Raw genomic sequence first — 15,741 nt, forward strand, 5'->3', positions numbered from 1 at the left:
AACTGCGGTGACAAGACCTCCGTGACCGCACGGGAGCGTCTCAGCTGCGCAGGATGACGCCCTCCGCCACATAGAAAAGGGCGACATCGATCTCGTCGAGCGGCACGCTGTGCTTGGAGTGATAGGCCTGTCGGTACAGTTCGAGCTGCAGCATCCGTTCATCCTTCTCGGCAGCGGTGCGCGGCGCGACGCCGGTCTTCCAGTCGACGATCTCGATGCGACCGCCGCGGTCCTCGCGCCGGTACACGGCGTCGAGCTTGCAGATGACGATGTGCGGCAGGCCGTCCGGGCCGATGGTGGTGAAGTCGATCTCGGTCTCGACCTCGATCGGCTGCAGCGGTGCCCACTCCGACGCGAGGAAGCGTTCGCGCAGCGCCGCGAGCGCCGCGGCGTCTTCGACCGATGCCTCGGTGCCCGGGACGTCTTCGTCCGTCTCCCACAGCGCGTCGTCGAGCGAGCCACCGAGCCCCGCGCGGCCGGAGCGCTGCTCGACCCAGGCGTGGAAGAGCGTGCCCAGGCGCGTCTGCCGGAAAGGGCGCTCAGGCATCGGCCGAGCGATGCTCGCGAGGGTGCCCTCCAGGTCGGCGACGTACTCCTTGTAGCGGGACGCGGCGATGCGGGTCGGCGCGGTGTGCACCGGGCGGGCGCGACGCGCGACGCGCTCGGCGAGCAGCAGGGCCGCCTGAGGATCGACCCCGGCCCGCGGGGCGTCGAGCGCCGCCTCGACGGTCGCGGCCGCGGTCGCGACGGCCGCCCGGCGCGCGCCCAGCGGATCGATCGGCCACGTGAGCACGCGCCGCTCCCCCTGGTACGGGTCATCGCCGGGCTCGCCGTCCGGCAGGGACACGTCGAGCGCCTCAGCGATCTCGGCGAGGAACGTGCTGCGCGTGCGGGGACGCTTGGTGCCCGACCATGTCGCGCCCGTGAGCAGGAGGTGGTCGCGGGCGCGAGTGACCGCCACGTACGCCAGGCGGCGGTCCTCTTCGAGCTGGCGAGCGCGGTTCGCCTCGACGAACGCCTCGATCGCCTCCTTGAGCTCCTGCTGAGTCGTCGCGGACTGCCAGCCGAGCGCGGGCAGCCAGGCGGAGTCGCCGCGGAACGCGTAAGGCAGAACACCGAATCCGAGCCAGGCCTTCGTGTCGCGCGGTGCACTGGGCAGCTCATCCTTGACGAGGCGCACGACGGCCACGGCGTCCCACTCCAGCCCCTTCGATCCGTGGATCGTCAAGAGCTGCACGACGTCATCCTCGGGCGGCTCGGTGCGGGGCGCGAACTCGTCCAGCTGCTCGGCATGCTCGAGCCACGCGAGCAGACTCGACAGCGACCCGGTCTCGTCGGCAGCGAGGAAGGCGTGCACTTCGTCGACGAAGGCGCGCAGCTGCGCCGACGCGATGCGCGCGGGGCCCCGAGACTCGTTCGCCGCGAGCTCGATGTCCAGCCGCAGCTCCAGCTCGATCAGGCGCACGAGCTCCGGGATCGGCATGCCGCTCGCCTGACGGAGGCCCGCGAAGACGGATGCCGCGTCCCGCAGCCGAACGCGCGCCTCGGGCGTGAAGCCCTCCAGCCAGCCGTGGTCGGGCTTCTGCCGCAGCACGAAGTCGAGTGCATCGACGAGCGAGCCGTCATCGTCGCCGGCGCTCCCCCGGATGCGCTCGACGACCTCGGGCGCGAGAGGCTGCAGGGCGGCGTCATGACGCGCGAGGCGGCGGGACAGCGCCGCGAGCTCGCGCAGGTCGGGAAGCCCGATCGCCCACCGTGGCCCCGACAGCAGCCGGATGAGCGCCGACCCCGCGGAGGGGTCGCTGATGACCCGCAGCGCGCACACGACGTCCACGATCTCGGGCGTCGAGAGCAGGCCGCCGAGCCCGAGTATGCGGTGCGGGATGCCGCGGCGCCCGAGAGCGTCTCCGAAGCGGACCATGTGCTTCTTGCTGCGGAAGAGGATCGCCCCGGTGGTCGTGCGACCGGCGTCGGCGCGCTCGGCGCGGACCCGCGCGAACCACTCGGCGACACGGTCGGCCTCGGTGTCGAGGTCTGCGTCGAAACCGAGCTCGACCATCCCGGCCGGCGCCCCGGGACGCGGCTGCAGCTCGCCGACCGCGACGGAAGCCGACGCGGCGAGCGGCGCGAGCACGGCGTTCGCGGCCGTCAGCACCGAAGAGCTGTTGCGCCAGCTCGTGAGGAGGGAATACTGCGCGCACGCCGCGCCGGGCGCGAAGGCCGCCGCGAACCCGCCGAGGTTGCCGGCGCTGGCGCCGCGCCACCCATAGATCGCCTGGTGCGGATCGCCGACCGCCATCACCCCGGTGCCGGCGAAGAGGGCTGCCAGCAGGTCGGTCTGGACGACGGAGGTGTCCTGGTACTCGTCGAGCAGCACGACGCGGTAGCGGTCGCGCAGTTCCTGGGCGACCGCGCTGTGGCTTGCGACCACCTCCAGGGCGCCGGCGACCTGATCGGAGAAGTCGATGACCCCGAGCCGGATCTTCTCGGCGGCGTACTCGCGCGCGAGGTCGGCCAGCAGCGCGAGCGCGTCGACCCGGTCGGCCGCATCGGCGACGTCGGTGTAGACCGTGGTGCGCCGATTGGTCGACGGCAGCTCGCGCACGGCACCGAAGCGCTCGGGGAATGCGGCGAGCGCGTCGAAGTCGACGAGGTTGTCGACGCCGTCGCGGGCGATCCGCAGCGCCGCGTCGACGATCGTGCGCACCGCCTCGCCCCGTCGTTCGAGTCGAGGGTCGTCTGACGCGAACACGACGCGGCGCATGAGGAGCCACGCCGCGGACTCCGAGAGGACGGCGGCCTCGGCGTCCCGTCCGATCCGGAGGGCGTGCTCACGCACGATCTGGTCGGCGAAGCTGTTGTAGGTTGCGACGCTCGGCCTGTGCAGGAGCGCGTCGTCGACGGAACCCTGAGCGAGAGCGTCCACCCCCTGCGCCAGCGCGTCGAGCAGGCGGTGACGCTCGGCCGCCGCCCTCGCCCCGTCGGCGCCGGATCTCTCGAGTTCGCCGAACACGTCGAGCCGTCCCTCCTCGGCGAGCGCGGGCAGCCACGGCAGCACGCCGCGGCGCTCGAACTCGGCGAGTCTCGCGAGGCGCTTCTGGATGCGCTCCGCAAGCTCGCCGGCGGCCTTGCGCGTGAAAGTGAGGCCGAGCACCTCGTCGCGACGGACGATGCCGTTCGCGACCAGCCACACGACTCGGGCCGCCATCGTCTCGGTCTTTCCGCTGCCTGCGCCGGCGACGACGAGGGCAGGCCCCAAGGGCGCCTCGATGACGGCGACCTGCTCGTCGGTCGGCGGGAACTGTCCGAGTGCGGCGGCGATCACGCGCGCCGACAGGATCGGCGCCGGGGACACGGCTTGCGTGTCCAGGGGCTGCGCGATGGTCACGAGGCGCTCACCGCGCCCACGGTGTGGATCCGGCAGAGCCCGTAGGAATGCTCGTCGCGGCAGTGCTCCTCGTACGGCGCGGTGAAGCTCACCCCGCGCATGACCGCGACCGCGGTGCGGATGCGGCCGACGAACGCATCGCGGCGCTCCTCGTCGAACGGCGGCTGCCAGGGCGTGACGTAGTCGGACCTCGTCGCGGTCGGCCGGAGCACCAAGAGCTTCGCGCCTCCGGGTGCGAAGTCCTTCGCCTCCGGGATCGCGCCCGACTCGAAGGCGAGCTGGTAGGCGGCGAGCTGCGGATTGTCGAGCACCTTGGCGTCGGTCTGCGGCTCGCGCTTGCCGGTCTTGAGATCCATGATGACGACGGTTCCCTCCGGCGTCAGCTCGACGCGATCGATGTACCCCGACAGGATGACGCGGTGCTCCCCGGCCCCCGCATCGGGGTCGAGCCCGGCGTCGGCCGCGCGCACCTCGCCCGCCGCTGCGCCGTCGTCCAGTGGGATGACGACCTCGAAGTGCGGTTCCGCCCCGATCAGCGTCCCGCCGGCGTCGTCGAACCGCCGGAGGTACAGGTGGAGGCGTCGCACCAGATCGCGTGCGCGGGTCTGCTCGGCCCGATCGCGCCACTCCGCCTCGAACGTCAGCTCGCCCCAGCGCGACGCGACCTCCCTCCACAGGGCCGCCTCATCGTGCCCGGGCGCGTGCTCGAGGGCCGCGTGGATGATCGTGCCGAGGCCGGCGGTGGTGCCGCCCGGGTCGCCGCCGAGGTCGGCGATGACCCAGTTGAGCTCGCACTCTTCCAGGGCGTGCAGGCGCGAGGGCGAGACACGGACGTCCTCTCGCGAGAGATCGCGCAGGGGTCCGCTCGATGTCGGCCCTGCGACGCCGTACCAGTCGTGGGGCGAGGCGCCGGGCACCCCGGCATCCGCCAGCAGCGCGAGCTGCTCCGCGGCGCGCACCGCCGGCGCGGCGTGGGGCGCTGACACGGGAGTCGAGCGCGGGACCGCCGTGGTGAGGGTGCGCCGGTGCCGCGCGACGAGTCCACGGAGGGATAGCGGGTGATCGAGCTCGAAGGGTTCGGGGTCGGGCAGCAGCTCGAAGAACACGCTCGGGCCGGTGTCGTCGTCGTCCACGGCGGTGACGATCACCTGCGCCGTCGCGCGCGACAGCGCGCGGGCGAGCAGTCGCAGCTCGTCGTGCATCGCCCCGCGGCGGCGGTCGAACGCACCGAGTGTCTCACCGTCGGCGCGGGTGGCGGCATCCGTGAGACGCCACGTGTCGAGCAGGCTGCCCCGCAGCCGGGTGTTGGGCCAGACACCGTCCTGCACGCCGGCCACGACGACGGTGTCGAACTCGAGCCCGAGGGCGCCGGCGGGCGTCATGATGCGCACGCTGTCGTCGCGCGTCGGCGCTTCGAGCCGGTCCTCGGCGACGCCGCTGTCCAGGATGGACCGTGCGAACACGCGCGGATCGGCGTCGAGCGACCGCTCGACGAAACGCTTGGCGGCCTGGAAGAGCGCCACGAGCGCGTCGAGATCGCGGTTCGCCTGCTCGGCCAGCGGACCGTTGCCGCCCGCGAGCTCACCCCACCCGCGCTCGAGTCCGCTACGGTCCCAGGCGGTCCAGAGCAGCTCGTGCGCGGTCGCCCCGCGATCGAGGTCCTCCCGCAGCACAGCGAGCGTGCGCGCCAGCGACGCCGCACGCCGGGCCTCGCGCGTGTCGAGGAGGTCGAACTCGAGCGGCTGACGCATCGCCGAGAGCACGAGGTCTCGACCGGAGCGCTCGGCGCTCTCCACGCGGCCCCCTCCTTCGGCGCGCTCGGCCTCGCTCTCGAAGACGCGTCGGAGTTCCGCATGCCGCAGCGCCGAGCGCAGCCGACGGAGCTCGATCACGTCGAGTCGTCCGTAGGTGCCGACGAGCGCCGAGGAGACCTCGTCGAACGTCCACTCGTCTCGCGAGGCGAGCTCGATGAGCCGCAGCAGGTCGGCGACCGGCCGCACGGCGCCGAGCGCGCGTCCCGGCCCGCTCGAGCGCGTCGGCACCTCACGCGCCGACAGCTCCGCCTCGAGCGCGGTGACCTGGCGCGTGTCGTGTGCGATGACGGCGCACGCGTGCCACGGCACACCCTCATGCACGTGTCGCTCCCGCAGCACGCGCGCGACAGCGTCGTACTCCTCCGCGGCCGAGCGCAGCGTCAGCACCCGGACGGAGCCGTCGACCTCCGCGCCGGCCGTCGCGCCGCGATGGGCCACCACGCCGACCGCGCCGATGCGCTGCGTGACGCGGCCGACGAGCTCTCGCTGCCAAGCGGTACCGCGATGCACTTCGGCGAGCACGTGCACCGTGCCCAGGGACGCGGCCAGCCGGGCGAAGTTCTCGGGAGTCGCGCCGCGGAAGGAACCCGACCCGACGTCGGGGTCGCCGAAGGCGAGTACCGCCGCGCCCCGGGACCGAACGGCCTCGAGCAGCTCGACCCCGCCGAGGGTGAGCTCCTGCGCGTCGTCGACCAGGACGACGCGCGCGCCTCCGACGGCCGGGCCGGCCACCGGAGCGGTGCGCAGCAGCCCGACGGCTTCGCGGACCAGCCCCGCGGCGTCCCGATGGGCGCCGCGCATGGCGGACCGCACCTGGAGGTACTCCCCGAAGAAGGAGGACAGCGCCACCCAGGCCGGTAGCTCGTGGCGCTCGCCCAGCTCGCGCAGACGGCGCGGGTTGATGCCGAGCGTCGTGCACTCGGCGAGGAACGTGCGGACCTCGGTGCGGAATCCGGACGTGCCGCGGATCGCCGAGCCGAGCCAGTCCGGCCAGCGCACGGCGCCGGCCGCTTCGTCCTCGTCGTCGCCTTCGAGGAGGTCGCGCATGATCTGGTCCTCGTCCCCGCCCGTGAGAAGCTGCGGTGGATCGGCGTCTGCGGCGACGGCGTGCGCCCGCACGACCTGGAAGGCGTACGAGGCGACCGACCGGGCGAGCGGCCCCGTCGTCGCCACGCGCACCGCGAGTCCGAGCCGGTCGCGAAGGGCGGTGGCGGTCTGCCGTGACGGTGTCAGCACGAGCACCGAATCGGGCTCGACACCGCCCTCGATCAGGGCCGCGACCCGCGCGATCAGGGTCTCGGTCTTTCCGGAGCCCGGTGCGCCCACCACCACGCCCGATGCGTCCGACGGCAGTGCCAGCACGGCTCGCTGCGCCGCGTCGGGGTGGTACGCCGCGGAGGCCGGCTTGTCCGAAGTCACCCTTCGACGCTAGCGCGAGGCAGCGACATCGGTCGTTCGCCCAGAGCGTTCCTGCGACGGGCGGATGCCGCGGCGCGGTGTCGTAGAGTTGCCATGCGTCCGGGGAGACCTGAGCCCTTGAGCCAGCAGGAGCCCTCAGCCATCCGGCAAGACAACTATCGCCCCGCGCAGGAGGTCAGTCACGTGGAGATCCGCATCGGCATCGCGAACACCGGCCGCGAGCTCAACTTCGAGACGAACGAGCCGGCCGCCGACGTCAAGAAGTCCGTCGCCGCCGCTCTCGACGCCGGCGCCACGCACGTGACGTTCGCCGATGCCAAGGGAAACTCGTACATCGTCCCCACCGCCGGCCTCGCCTATGTCGAGCTCGGCTCCGAAGAGTCGCGCCGCGTCGGCTTCGTCGCCTGAGCGGACCCGCACCCGTGCAGATCCTCATCGCGTTCATCGTCGGCGCAGTCGTGGGCATCGGCATCCACTTCCAGCTGCACCAGCGCCTGACGCGCGGTGTCGTCCTGGCGCCGATGATCGGCGCCGTGTCGGCCGGCGCGGCGTGGTCGATCCTCACTTGGCTCGGCGTGGGCATCGACACTCCGTGGCCGTGGCTCGCGGCGCTCATCGTCCCGATGGCGGTCACCTACCCGGCGATCACCCTCACCTCGCGTGCGCGAGTAGCCCACGACGCCCGCGAGAAGGCGCGCCTCGGCATCGGCTGATCGCCCTCGGCCGCGCGTGCCTCGATCCCGGCCGCGACGCGCGGCCGCAGCATCCGTCCAGCGTCAGGCGGCCAATCCCATCGCGTCCATGCGCCGCGAGTGCGCGGCCATGAGCTCGGTGAAGACGGGCTCCACCTTCTCTTCTGCGGCCGAGCCGAGATCGGTCGGTCGCAGCGCGGCACGCGCGATGAGCAGGGTGTCGCCGACCAGGCGGCGCCCCCACAGGGCGAGCAGCGACTTCCACTCGGGGTCGCTCGCGATCGCCTGGGAGATCAGCTCGACGATCGCCTGGCGATCGTCGTCGGCCTGCAGGATCCGCGCCACGCGGTCGCCCGTCTCGCCGTAGCTGGCCGACAGAGCGAGGTAGAAGTCGTCGAGCATGCCCGCCGTGATGTGCACCGACAGCATCGTCTCCTGCGGGCGTACGCCATGCGTCGCGGCGCGGAAGGCGTCCAGCGGCTCGCGGAACGGCCGCATGATCTCGGTGGGGTCGTCGCCGCGCTCACGGATCAGCGCGACGAGGGCCTCGTGCTTCGTGAGCGCCGCGCCGGCGGCGCGTGACACGGCTTCCTTCTCGCCGAGCTCGGGGATCGTCTGGATCAGCTCGGTGAGCGTCTCGAAGAATCCCAGCTGCAGGTAGGCGGCCTGACCGAGGAACGTGTCGATGTCGGGAGCGAGCTCCTCGAAGTCGACGCGATTGCCGCCGCTGAGCTCGTCGCGCGAGCGCAGCTGCAGTTTCCGCCCCGTGTCGCGACGCTGCCAGAACCACTTGACCATGCAGGAAAGACTACGGGGACGCCGCCGCCGTGCTCCCGCGGGAGACCTCCGGTATCGTGGATGCCGGCCCCGGCGTCGGATCGGGGCGCCCGCGCCTGTGGGAAAGAAGGGCGTGGATCGCTTTTCCGCCCGCGCGGCGGCCTTGCAGAGGCCGGACACGCGCCCGGGCATGAACCCAGGCAGCATCCCACTGCCGGACAGGCACACATCGTGACGACCTTCGCCGAACTCGGCGTTGATCAGGACATCGTCGAGGCGCTCTCCGCCAAGGGCATCGTCGACGCGTTCCCCATCCAGGAGCAGACCATCCCCCTCGGCCTCCCCGGCCAGGACATCATCGGCCAGGCCAAGACGGGTACCGGCAAGACCTTCGGATTCGGCATCCCCGTCGTGCAGCGTCTCGGTGCCGACCCGGCACCCGGCGTCAAGGCGCTCATCGTCGTTCCCACGCGCGAGCTGTGCGTGCAGGTCTACGAAGACATGGACATGCTGACCTCGAACCGCTCGACGAGCGTCGTCGCCATCTACGGCGGCAAGGCGTACGAGGGCCAGATCGATCAGCTCAAGGCGGGCGCGCAGATCGTCGTCGGCACGCCGGGCCGCCTCATCGACCTCAACAACCAGCGCCTGCTCGACCTGTCGAACGCGACGGAGGTCGTGCTGGACGAGGCCGACAAGATGCTCGACCTCGGATTCCTCCCCGACATCGAGAAGATCTTCTCGAAGGTGCCGGCCATCCGTCACACGCAGCTCTTCTCGGCGACCATGCCCGGTCCGATCGTCGCGCTCGCGCGCCGGTTCATGTCGAACCCGATCCACATCCGCGCGACCGACCCCGACGAGGGCCTCACGCAGGCGAACATCAAGCACCTCGTCTATCGGGCGCACTCGCTCGACAAGGACGAGGTCATCGCCCGGATCCTCCAGGCCGAGGGCCGCGGCAAGTCCGTGATCTTCACGCGCACCAAGCGCGCCGCGCAGAAGCTCGTCGACGAGCTGAGCGACCGCGGCTTCAACGCCGGCGCCGTGCACGGCGACATGAGCCAGGAGGCGCGCGAGCGCTCGATGGCCGGGTTCAAGGCGGGCAAGAAGGACGTCCTCATCGCGACCGACGTCGCGGCGCGCGGCATCGATGTGGATGACGTCACGCACGTCATCAACCACACGATCCCCGACGACGAGAAGACGTACCTGCACCGCGCCGGCCGCACCGGCCGCGCAGGCAAGACCGGCATCGCTGTCACGTTCGTCGACTGGGAGGACCTGCACAAGTGGGCCCTCATCAACCGCGCCCTCGAGTTCGGCCAGCCCGAGCCCGTCGAGACCTACTCGTCGAGCCCGCACCTCTTCAGCGATCTCGACATCCCCGCGGGCACGAAGGGCCGCATCGTGACGGCTCCGAAGACCCAGGCCGTCCGCGTCCAGCCTGAGCGGGCGGCGGATGCTGCCGCCGAAGTCGAGTCGAACGGTGAGGCTCCGAGCCGTCGGCGTCGCCGTCGCCGGTCGGGTTCGGCCGAACGGGTCGGCTCCACGTTCCAGACCGCCGAGGCGGGTGCCGGCGGGTCGCCGGAGCACGGCGCCCCGGCGAGCACCGACGGCGACCGGTCCACCGATGGCAGCGGCACGCACGACGGCGGGGGCAAGGAGCACCATGACGGCAAGCCCGCGCCGCGGCGCCGCCGTCGCCGCCGCGGCGGCAGCGGCGGATCGACCCCCGCGGGCGGCGCGACCGTCGGCGCCTGAATCCGTGGTTCTCCTGTCGCGGCGCCGTGGTACGGCGCCGCGACAGCGCTATGGTGAGCGCATACGGCGCATCGGGCGCCGGTACCTCGCATTCACGAAAGGCACACGATGCGCATCATCGAGGCCGTCACCACCGGCTATGAGTACCAGGGCTTCTGGGGCTCCTTCTGGGACATCATCTGGTGGTTCCTCTGGATCTTCTTCTTCATGGCGTACCTGTTCGCGCTGTTCGCCGTGATCGCCGACCTGTTCCGCGACCACAAGCTCAACGGCTGGTGGAAGGCGGTCTGGATCATCTTCCTGATCTTCGTGCCGTTCCTGACGCTGCTCGTGTACCTGATCGCGCGCGGAAACGGCATGGCCAAGCGCAGCGCGAAGGAGGCCTCGGAGCTGCAGAGCGCGCAGGACGCCTACATCAAGTCCGTCGCGGGCGCCGGTGCGAGCCCCGCCGAGGAGATCGCCAAGGCGAAGGGGCTCCTCGACGCCGGGACGATCACGCAGGCCGAGTACGACGCGCTGAAGGCCAAGGCCCTGAGCTGATCGGCAGCGCGCCGATCGTCACGATCTGATCCGCGGCATGCGCGGTCGCGGAGGCGCCCTCGTCCGCCCTCACGGGTAGACGGGGGCGCTTCCGTTCGCCATGGCGATGACGCGCGACACCATCTCGTCGGTCGTGGTGTTCTCGCCGGGCTGATTGGGCTTGCCCAGGCCGTGATAGTCGCTGGAGCCGGTCACGACGAGGTCGCGTTCGCGGCACAGGTCGCGCAGGGTCGTGAGCGCCGGATCGCGGTTCTCGCGATGACCCAGTTCGAAGCCGGCGAGGCCGGCGTCCAGCATCCGTTCCATCAGACGCATCGGGAGCAGGCCGGCGCGCCCTGCGGGATGCGCGATCACGGGCACTCCCCCGGCGCCCGCGACGAGGCCCACTGCGGTGACCGGGTCAGGCGCGTACAGCGCGACGTAATAGTCGCCGCGAGGGCTCAGGATGCCGGCGAACGCCTCGGCGCGATCGCGGACGAGGCCCCTCGCGACCAGCGCGTCGGCGATGTGCGGCCGCCCGACGGTCGCGCCGTCGGTGGTCTGTTCCAGGATGTCATCCCACACCAGGTCGTAGTCGCGCCCGATCCGATCCGCCATCAGACGCGCGCGATCCAGTCTCGAGGAGCGGATGCGCGCGGTCTCGGCGCGCAGCGCCGGCTCATCGGGATCGGGCAGGTACGCCAGCACGTGGACGCTGCGCCACTCGTGGCGCGCTGACAGTTCCATCCCCGGGATGAACGTCATGCCGAGGGATGTCGCAGCCTCGGCCGCCTCGGCCCAGCCCGACGTGGTGTCGTGGTCGGTGAGGGCGGCCGTGCGAACCCCGTGCCGGTGGGCGGACGCCATCACCTCGGCGGGAGGCTGCGTGCCGTCGGAGTTCGCCGAGTGCAGGTGGAGGTCGCTCGGCCCTTCGAAACGCGGGGGTCCGGGCATCCTCCGAGCGTAGCGCGGGGCGAAACCTGCCACGCCCGCGTGCGCTGACGGATCTCACAGCCTGCTCGCATAGAGTCGCCGTCGTGCTTCGCCTGCTCGGGATCCTCGTCACCGTGCTGTGCGCGATCGCAGCAACGGTGCTGACGTTCCCGGGTTTCTTCCGCGTCGAGCGCATCTATCCCATCGCCCAGATCGTGTCGTTCCGGGGCATCCTCGCGCTCGCGTTCGCCGCCGCGGCACTGCTGGCGCTCCTCTTCGCGGTCGCCCGGCCGATCCGCGCGTTCGCGCTCTCGCTCGCGGTCGTGGCGGGACTCGCGACCGTCGCGAATGTGGCGGTGCTGTCGACCCGTGGCGGCCTGGGCAGCGATCCGCTGCCCGTCAAGACCGACGCGTCCATCCGCGTGATGACATGGAACACCGCCGGCCCGGCGACGCCGCCCGAGACGATCGCGAAGATCGCGGTCGCGATGGACGCCGACATCGTGGCGCTCCCCGAGACGACCATCGAGACGGGCGAGAGCGTCGCCATCGCGATGCGCGACCTCGGTCATCGCATGTGGGCGCACCATGCGTCGGATCCGTCGACGGAATGGGATGCCGGCTCGACCACCCTCCTGATCTCGCCAGAGCTCGGCGACTACGCCGTCATCGAGTCCTCGCTCGACGGCAGCAGCAACACCTCCACCGTGCCGAGCGCCGTCGCGATGCCGGTCTCCGGCGAGGGGCCTACCGTCGTCGCCGTCCACGCGGTCGCGCCCCGACCGAGCTACATGCGGAGCTGGCGCGACGACCTCCAGTGGCTGGCCGATCAGTGCGGCGACGGCAACGTGATCATGGCCGGCGACTTCAACGCGACGGTGGACCACATGGCGGGTCTCGGGCTCGACGGCGCCACGCTCGGCCATTGCACCGATGCCGCAGCCGAGACCGGCAACGGCGCCCTGGGGACCTGGTCGGCCGACATGCCGGCCATCCTCGGGGCCCCGATCGACCACGTGATGGCGACGCGGCAGTGGCGGGCGACGGGCTCTCTCGTGCTGCGCTCGCTCGACGACTCGGGCTCCGATCACCGCCCGCTCATCGTGCAGTACGACCCCGCCGGCTGAACTGTCCGCGCTCCCACGCCCGTGCGAGACTGGGAGGCATGAGCAGCGCAGCCAGCGAGCAGTCCCCCGGCGCCACGAGCACCACCGAGACCTCGACCAGCACGAACCGCCGTCAGCCGTACGGTCAGGGCTTCCTCGACACGATCTCGACCGGCTGGGCCGAGCGCCCCGAGTCGACTCCTCCGGCGCGCCCGCAGGCGGCATTCACCGCCGCCCGTCGCGACGCCGTGTCGGCGGCGTTCCCGGGCAAGCGCCTCGTGATCCCGGCGGGCGAGCTCACGCAGCGCAGCAACGACACCGACTACCCGTTCCGCGCGCACTCCGCCTTCTCGCACCTGACCGGCTGGGCGTCCGACGCCGAGCCCGGCGCCGTGCTGGTGTTCGAGCCGCGCTCGCCCGGTGGCCACGACGTCACGCTCTACTTCCGCGAGCGCGCCGACCGCACGACGAGCGAGTTCTACTCGGATGCGTCGATCGGCGAGTTCTGGATCGGCCCGCGACCCGCGCTGGCCGGAGTCGCGTCCGACCTCGGCCTCGCGACGGCGCATATCGACGACTTCGAAGCCGGCGACGGGGATGTCGTGCTCGACGAGGACGACGCGCTCACGCGGTTCGTGTCGGAACTGCGCCTCGTGAAGGATGCGTACGAGATCGGCCAGATGGAGTTCGCCGTCCAGGTGACGGCCTCCGGCTTCGACGACATCGTCGCGAACCTTCCCGCGATCGTGGAACACCCCCGCGGGGAGCGCGTGGTCGAGGGCGTGTTCCACCAGCGTGCGCGCAGCGACGGCAACGCGGTGGGCTACGACACGATCGCGGCATCCGGTCCCCACGCGTGCTACCTGCACTGGACGCGCAACGACGGCGCCGTCGTGCCGGGCGACCTGATCCTCATCGACGCCGGGGTGGAGGTCGACAGCCTCTACACCGCCGACATCACCCGCACCCTCCCGGTGAGCGGCCGCTTCACCGACGTGCAGCGCAAGGTGTACGAGACAGTGCGCGAGGCTGCCGACGCCGCGTTCGCCGTGGCGAAGCCCGGTGTGAGGTTCCGTCAGATCCATGAGGCGGCGATGCAGGTCATCGCCACGCGCGTCGCCGAATGGGGGCTGCTGCCGGTGACCGCCGAGGAGGCGCTCGATGCCGACAAGGGCGGGCACCACCGCCGCTACATGGTGCACGGTACGAGCCACCATCTGGGGATCGACGTGCACGACTGCGCGCAGGCCCGCCGCGACATGTATTACGACGGCACCCTCGAGGCGGGAATGGTCTTCACGATCGAACCCGGCCTGTACTTCCAGATCGACGACCTCACCGTCCCCGAGGAGTACCGCGGCATCGGCGTGCGCATCGAGGACGACATCCTCATGACCGCCGACGGTCCGGTCAACCTCTCCGCCGCGATCCCCCGCACGGCCGACGAGGTCGAGGACTGGATCGCCCGCGGCGGCCGCTGAACCTCGCATCGGCCGCTGAGCTTGTCGACATACACCGCCCCGTCGTCCTTCACGACGCGCCCGACGCTGACGGGCACGTTCGGCATGGCCGCGTCGACCCACTGGACCGCGACCGCGACCGCGCAGGCTGTCCTCGAGCGCGGGGGCAACGCCTTCGACGCCTCGGTCGCCGCGGCTTTCGTGCTGCACGTCGTCGAGCCCCACCTCAACGGCCCGGGCGGCGATCTCGTCGCGATCTTCCAGGAGACGGATGCCGCGTCCCCGACGGTCCTCATGGGCCAGGGCCCGGCTCCCGCCGGCGCGACGATCGAGCACTACCGGGGCGAGGGGCTCGACCTCACCCCGGGTGCCGGCGGCCTCGCGGCCGCGGTGCCCGGCGCGGTCGACGCATGGCTCCTGCTGCTGCGCGACCACGGCACGTGGGAACTCGCCGACGTGCTCGCCTATGCCGTCGGCTACGCGCGTGACGGGCACCCGCTCGTGGCCGGGGCGGCCGCCACGATCGCGCGCGTCGCCGAGCTGTTCCGGGACGACTGGACGACATCGGCGGACCTGTGGCTTCCCGATGGCGAGATCCCCGTCGCCGGTCGCATCGTGCACAACCCGGCATACGCGGCGGTGCTCGACTCGCTCGTGCACGCGTCGTGCACCGTGCGCGACGACGGGCCTGTCGGCCGGGCCGCCCGCATCGACGCCGCACGGCGCGAGTGGAAGACAGGGATCGTCGCCCACGAGGCATCCGTCTTCCTGTCGCAGCCGCACCGGCACTCCGGCGGTGGCCAGCACGCCGCCGTGATCACGGCGGAGGACTTCGCCGGCTTCGACGCGGGCTATGAACCCGCCGTCACCCGGGAGTTCCGGGGCCGCACGATCGCGAAGGCGGGTGCGTGGACGCAGGGTCCGGCATTGCTGCAGACGTTGGGCATGCTCGAGCCGCTCGCCGACGACCTGCTCGATCCCTCGCAGGAGGCCGGCGCGCACACGATCCTCGAGGCGCAGAAGCTGGCCTACGCCGATCGTGACGCGTGGTTCGGCGACGACGTTGTCGACCTGGACGCGCTCCTGTCCGCCGATTACCTCGATGAGCGGCGGTCTCTCATCTCCGCGCAAGCCTCGGCCGAGTTCCGGCCTGGCGCGGTCCCCGGCCGCACACCCTTCCGCCCGCCGCTGCGCACGACCTACGACGCACCCGCTGTGGGCACCGGAGAACCGACGGTGGCGCACGGCGAAGCCCGCGTGGCGCCGACCGGCGAGACGAAGGGCGACACCTGTCATCTCGACGTCATCGACCGGTGGGGCAACATCGTCTCGGCGACCCCGTCGGGCGGCTGGCTGCAGTCCTCCCCGACGATTCCCGCCCTCGGGTTCTGTCTCGGCACCCGCCTGCAGATGACGTGGCTCGAGCCGGGGCATCCGTCCTCCCTGTGCGCGGGCAAGCGCCCGCGCACCACGCTCACGCCCACGCTGGTGCTCCGCGACGGGGCGCCCGAATTCGCGATCGGCTCTCCCGGCGGCGACCAGCAGGATCAGTGGCAGCTGCTCGCGCTGCTGCGCATCATCGTCGGCGGCTACGCGCCGCAGCAGGCGATCGACGCGCCCGCGCTGCATACGACCTCGATGCCCGAGTCGTTCTGGCCGCGCACCTGGACCCCCGCCGGCGCAGTCGTCGAGAACCGGCTCGGCGACGCGGTGATCGGGGGGCTCGAGCGCCGCGGTCACCGCGTCACGCGAGCGGGCGATTGGGCACTCGGCCGGGTCTCCGCCGTCGGGCGGGATGCCGCCACCGGCGTCCTGTGGGGCGCGGCGAACCCGCGCGGGATGCAGGGGTACGCCGCCGGGCGGTAGCAG

11 protein-coding genes are annotated in these 15,741 nt (G+C 71.8%); 7 read left to right on the forward strand and 4 right to left on the reverse strand.

Translation table 11 applies throughout. From position 1 onward, the window contains the following. Positions 1-40 precede the first annotated feature (40 nt). On the reverse strand, positions 41-3,382 hold the full coding sequence (locus tag MRBLWH3_RS14660; RefSeq protein ID WP_363435542.1) for an ATP-dependent DNA helicase: 3,342 nt from the start codon (positions 3,380-3,382) through the stop codon (positions 41-43). A 2-nt stretch (positions 3,383-3,384) separates the two neighbouring features. Then, positions 3,385-6,621 (reverse strand): ATP-dependent helicase, encoded by a 3,237-nt coding sequence (locus tag MRBLWH3_RS14665; protein ID WP_363433331.1) that lies wholly within the window; start codon positions 6,619-6,621, stop codon positions 3,385-3,387. Positions 6,622-6,804: 183 nt separating this feature from the next. Between MRBLWH3_RS14665 and MRBLWH3_RS14670 the strand changes: the two genes are divergently transcribed. Both MRBLWH3_RS14670 and MRBLWH3_RS14675 read left to right on the forward strand, forming a co-directional pair. Then, positions 6,805-7,029: a DUF3107 domain-containing protein gene (locus MRBLWH3_RS14670; protein WP_192634543.1), complete on the forward strand. Its 225-nt coding sequence runs from the start codon at positions 6,805-6,807 to the stop codon at positions 7,027-7,029. 14 nt (positions 7,030-7,043) lie between these two features. Continuing rightward, positions 7,044-7,334: a hypothetical protein gene (locus tag MRBLWH3_RS14675; protein ID WP_363433335.1), complete on the forward strand. Its 291-nt coding sequence runs from the start codon at positions 7,044-7,046 to the stop codon at positions 7,332-7,334. A gap of 63 nt (positions 7,335-7,397) precedes the next feature. Here the strand turns inward: MRBLWH3_RS14675 and MRBLWH3_RS14680 are convergent, their stop codons facing one another. Beyond that, on the reverse strand, positions 7,398-8,111 hold the full coding sequence (locus MRBLWH3_RS14680) for a ferritin-like fold-containing protein (protein WP_363433337.1): 714 nt from the start codon (positions 8,109-8,111) through the stop codon (positions 7,398-7,400). 210 nt (positions 8,112-8,321) lie between these two features. Between MRBLWH3_RS14680 and MRBLWH3_RS14685 the strand changes: the two genes are divergently transcribed. Together MRBLWH3_RS14685 and MRBLWH3_RS14690 are read left to right on the forward strand one after the other, a co-directional pair. Continuing rightward, positions 8,322-9,854 (forward strand): DEAD/DEAH box helicase, encoded by a 1,533-nt coding sequence (locus tag MRBLWH3_RS14685; protein ID WP_363433339.1) that lies wholly within the window; start codon positions 8,322-8,324, stop codon positions 9,852-9,854. Between the two features lie 108 nt (positions 9,855-9,962). Further along, positions 9,963-10,394, forward strand: a complete 432-nt coding sequence (locus tag MRBLWH3_RS14690) for an SHOCT domain-containing protein (RefSeq protein WP_363433341.1) — start codon at positions 9,963-9,965, stop codon at positions 10,392-10,394. Between the two features lie 69 nt (positions 10,395-10,463). On the opposite strand, the gene MRBLWH3_RS14695 is transcribed toward MRBLWH3_RS14690, so the two are convergent. After that, positions 10,464-11,327, reverse strand: a complete 864-nt coding sequence (locus MRBLWH3_RS14695) for a PHP domain-containing protein (RefSeq protein ID WP_363433344.1) — start codon at positions 11,325-11,327, stop codon at positions 10,464-10,466. Between the two features lie 83 nt (positions 11,328-11,410). On the opposite strand from MRBLWH3_RS14695, the gene MRBLWH3_RS14700 reads away from it, so the two are divergent. The 3 genes from MRBLWH3_RS14700 to MRBLWH3_RS14710 all read left to right on the forward strand — a co-directional run bounded on the left by MRBLWH3_RS14700 (position 11,411) and on the right by MRBLWH3_RS14710 (position 15,738). Then, positions 11,411-12,433, forward strand: a complete 1,023-nt coding sequence (locus tag MRBLWH3_RS14700; protein WP_363433347.1) for an endonuclease/exonuclease/phosphatase family protein — start codon at positions 11,411-11,413, stop codon at positions 12,431-12,433. 38 nt (positions 12,434-12,471) lie between these two features. Then, the gene (locus MRBLWH3_RS14705; RefSeq protein ID WP_363433349.1) at positions 12,472-13,893 is read left to right on the forward strand and encodes an aminopeptidase P family protein; all 1,422 of its coding nucleotides are present in this window, start codon (positions 12,472-12,474) and stop codon (positions 13,891-13,893) included. Between the two features lie 84 nt (positions 13,894-13,977). After that, a complete protein-coding gene (locus MRBLWH3_RS14710; RefSeq protein ID WP_363435545.1) occupies positions 13,978-15,738 on the forward strand; it encodes a gamma-glutamyltransferase family protein in 1,761 nt (586 codons plus the stop codon). Positions 15,739-15,741 lie beyond the last annotated feature (3 nt).

Source organism: Microbacterium sp. LWH3-1.2 (assembly GCF_040675855.1).
Taxonomy (GTDB): Bacteria; Actinomycetota; Actinomycetes; order Actinomycetales; family Microbacteriaceae; genus Microbacterium.

Bases quoted from the DNA above. Each gene is read 5' to 3' on its own strand.
- MRBLWH3_RS14680 (WP_363433337.1), bottom strand. From the start codon at position 8,111: ATGGTCAAGTGGTTCTGGCAGCGTCGCGACACGGGGCGGAAACTGCAG.
- MRBLWH3_RS14690 (WP_363433341.1), top strand. From the start codon at position 9,963: ATGCGCATCATCGAGGCCGTCACCACCGGCTATGAGTACCAGGGCTTC.
- MRBLWH3_RS14695 (WP_363433344.1), bottom strand. From the start codon at position 11,327: ATGCCCGGACCCCCGCGTTTCGAAGGGCCGAGCGACCTCCACCTGCAC.
- MRBLWH3_RS14705 (WP_363433349.1), top strand. From the start codon at position 12,472: ATGAGCAGCGCAGCCAGCGAGCAGTCCCCCGGCGCCACGAGCACCACC.
- MRBLWH3_RS14710 (WP_363435545.1), top strand. From the start codon at position 13,978: ATGGCCGCGTCGACCCACTGGACCGCGACCGCGACCGCGCAGGCTGTC.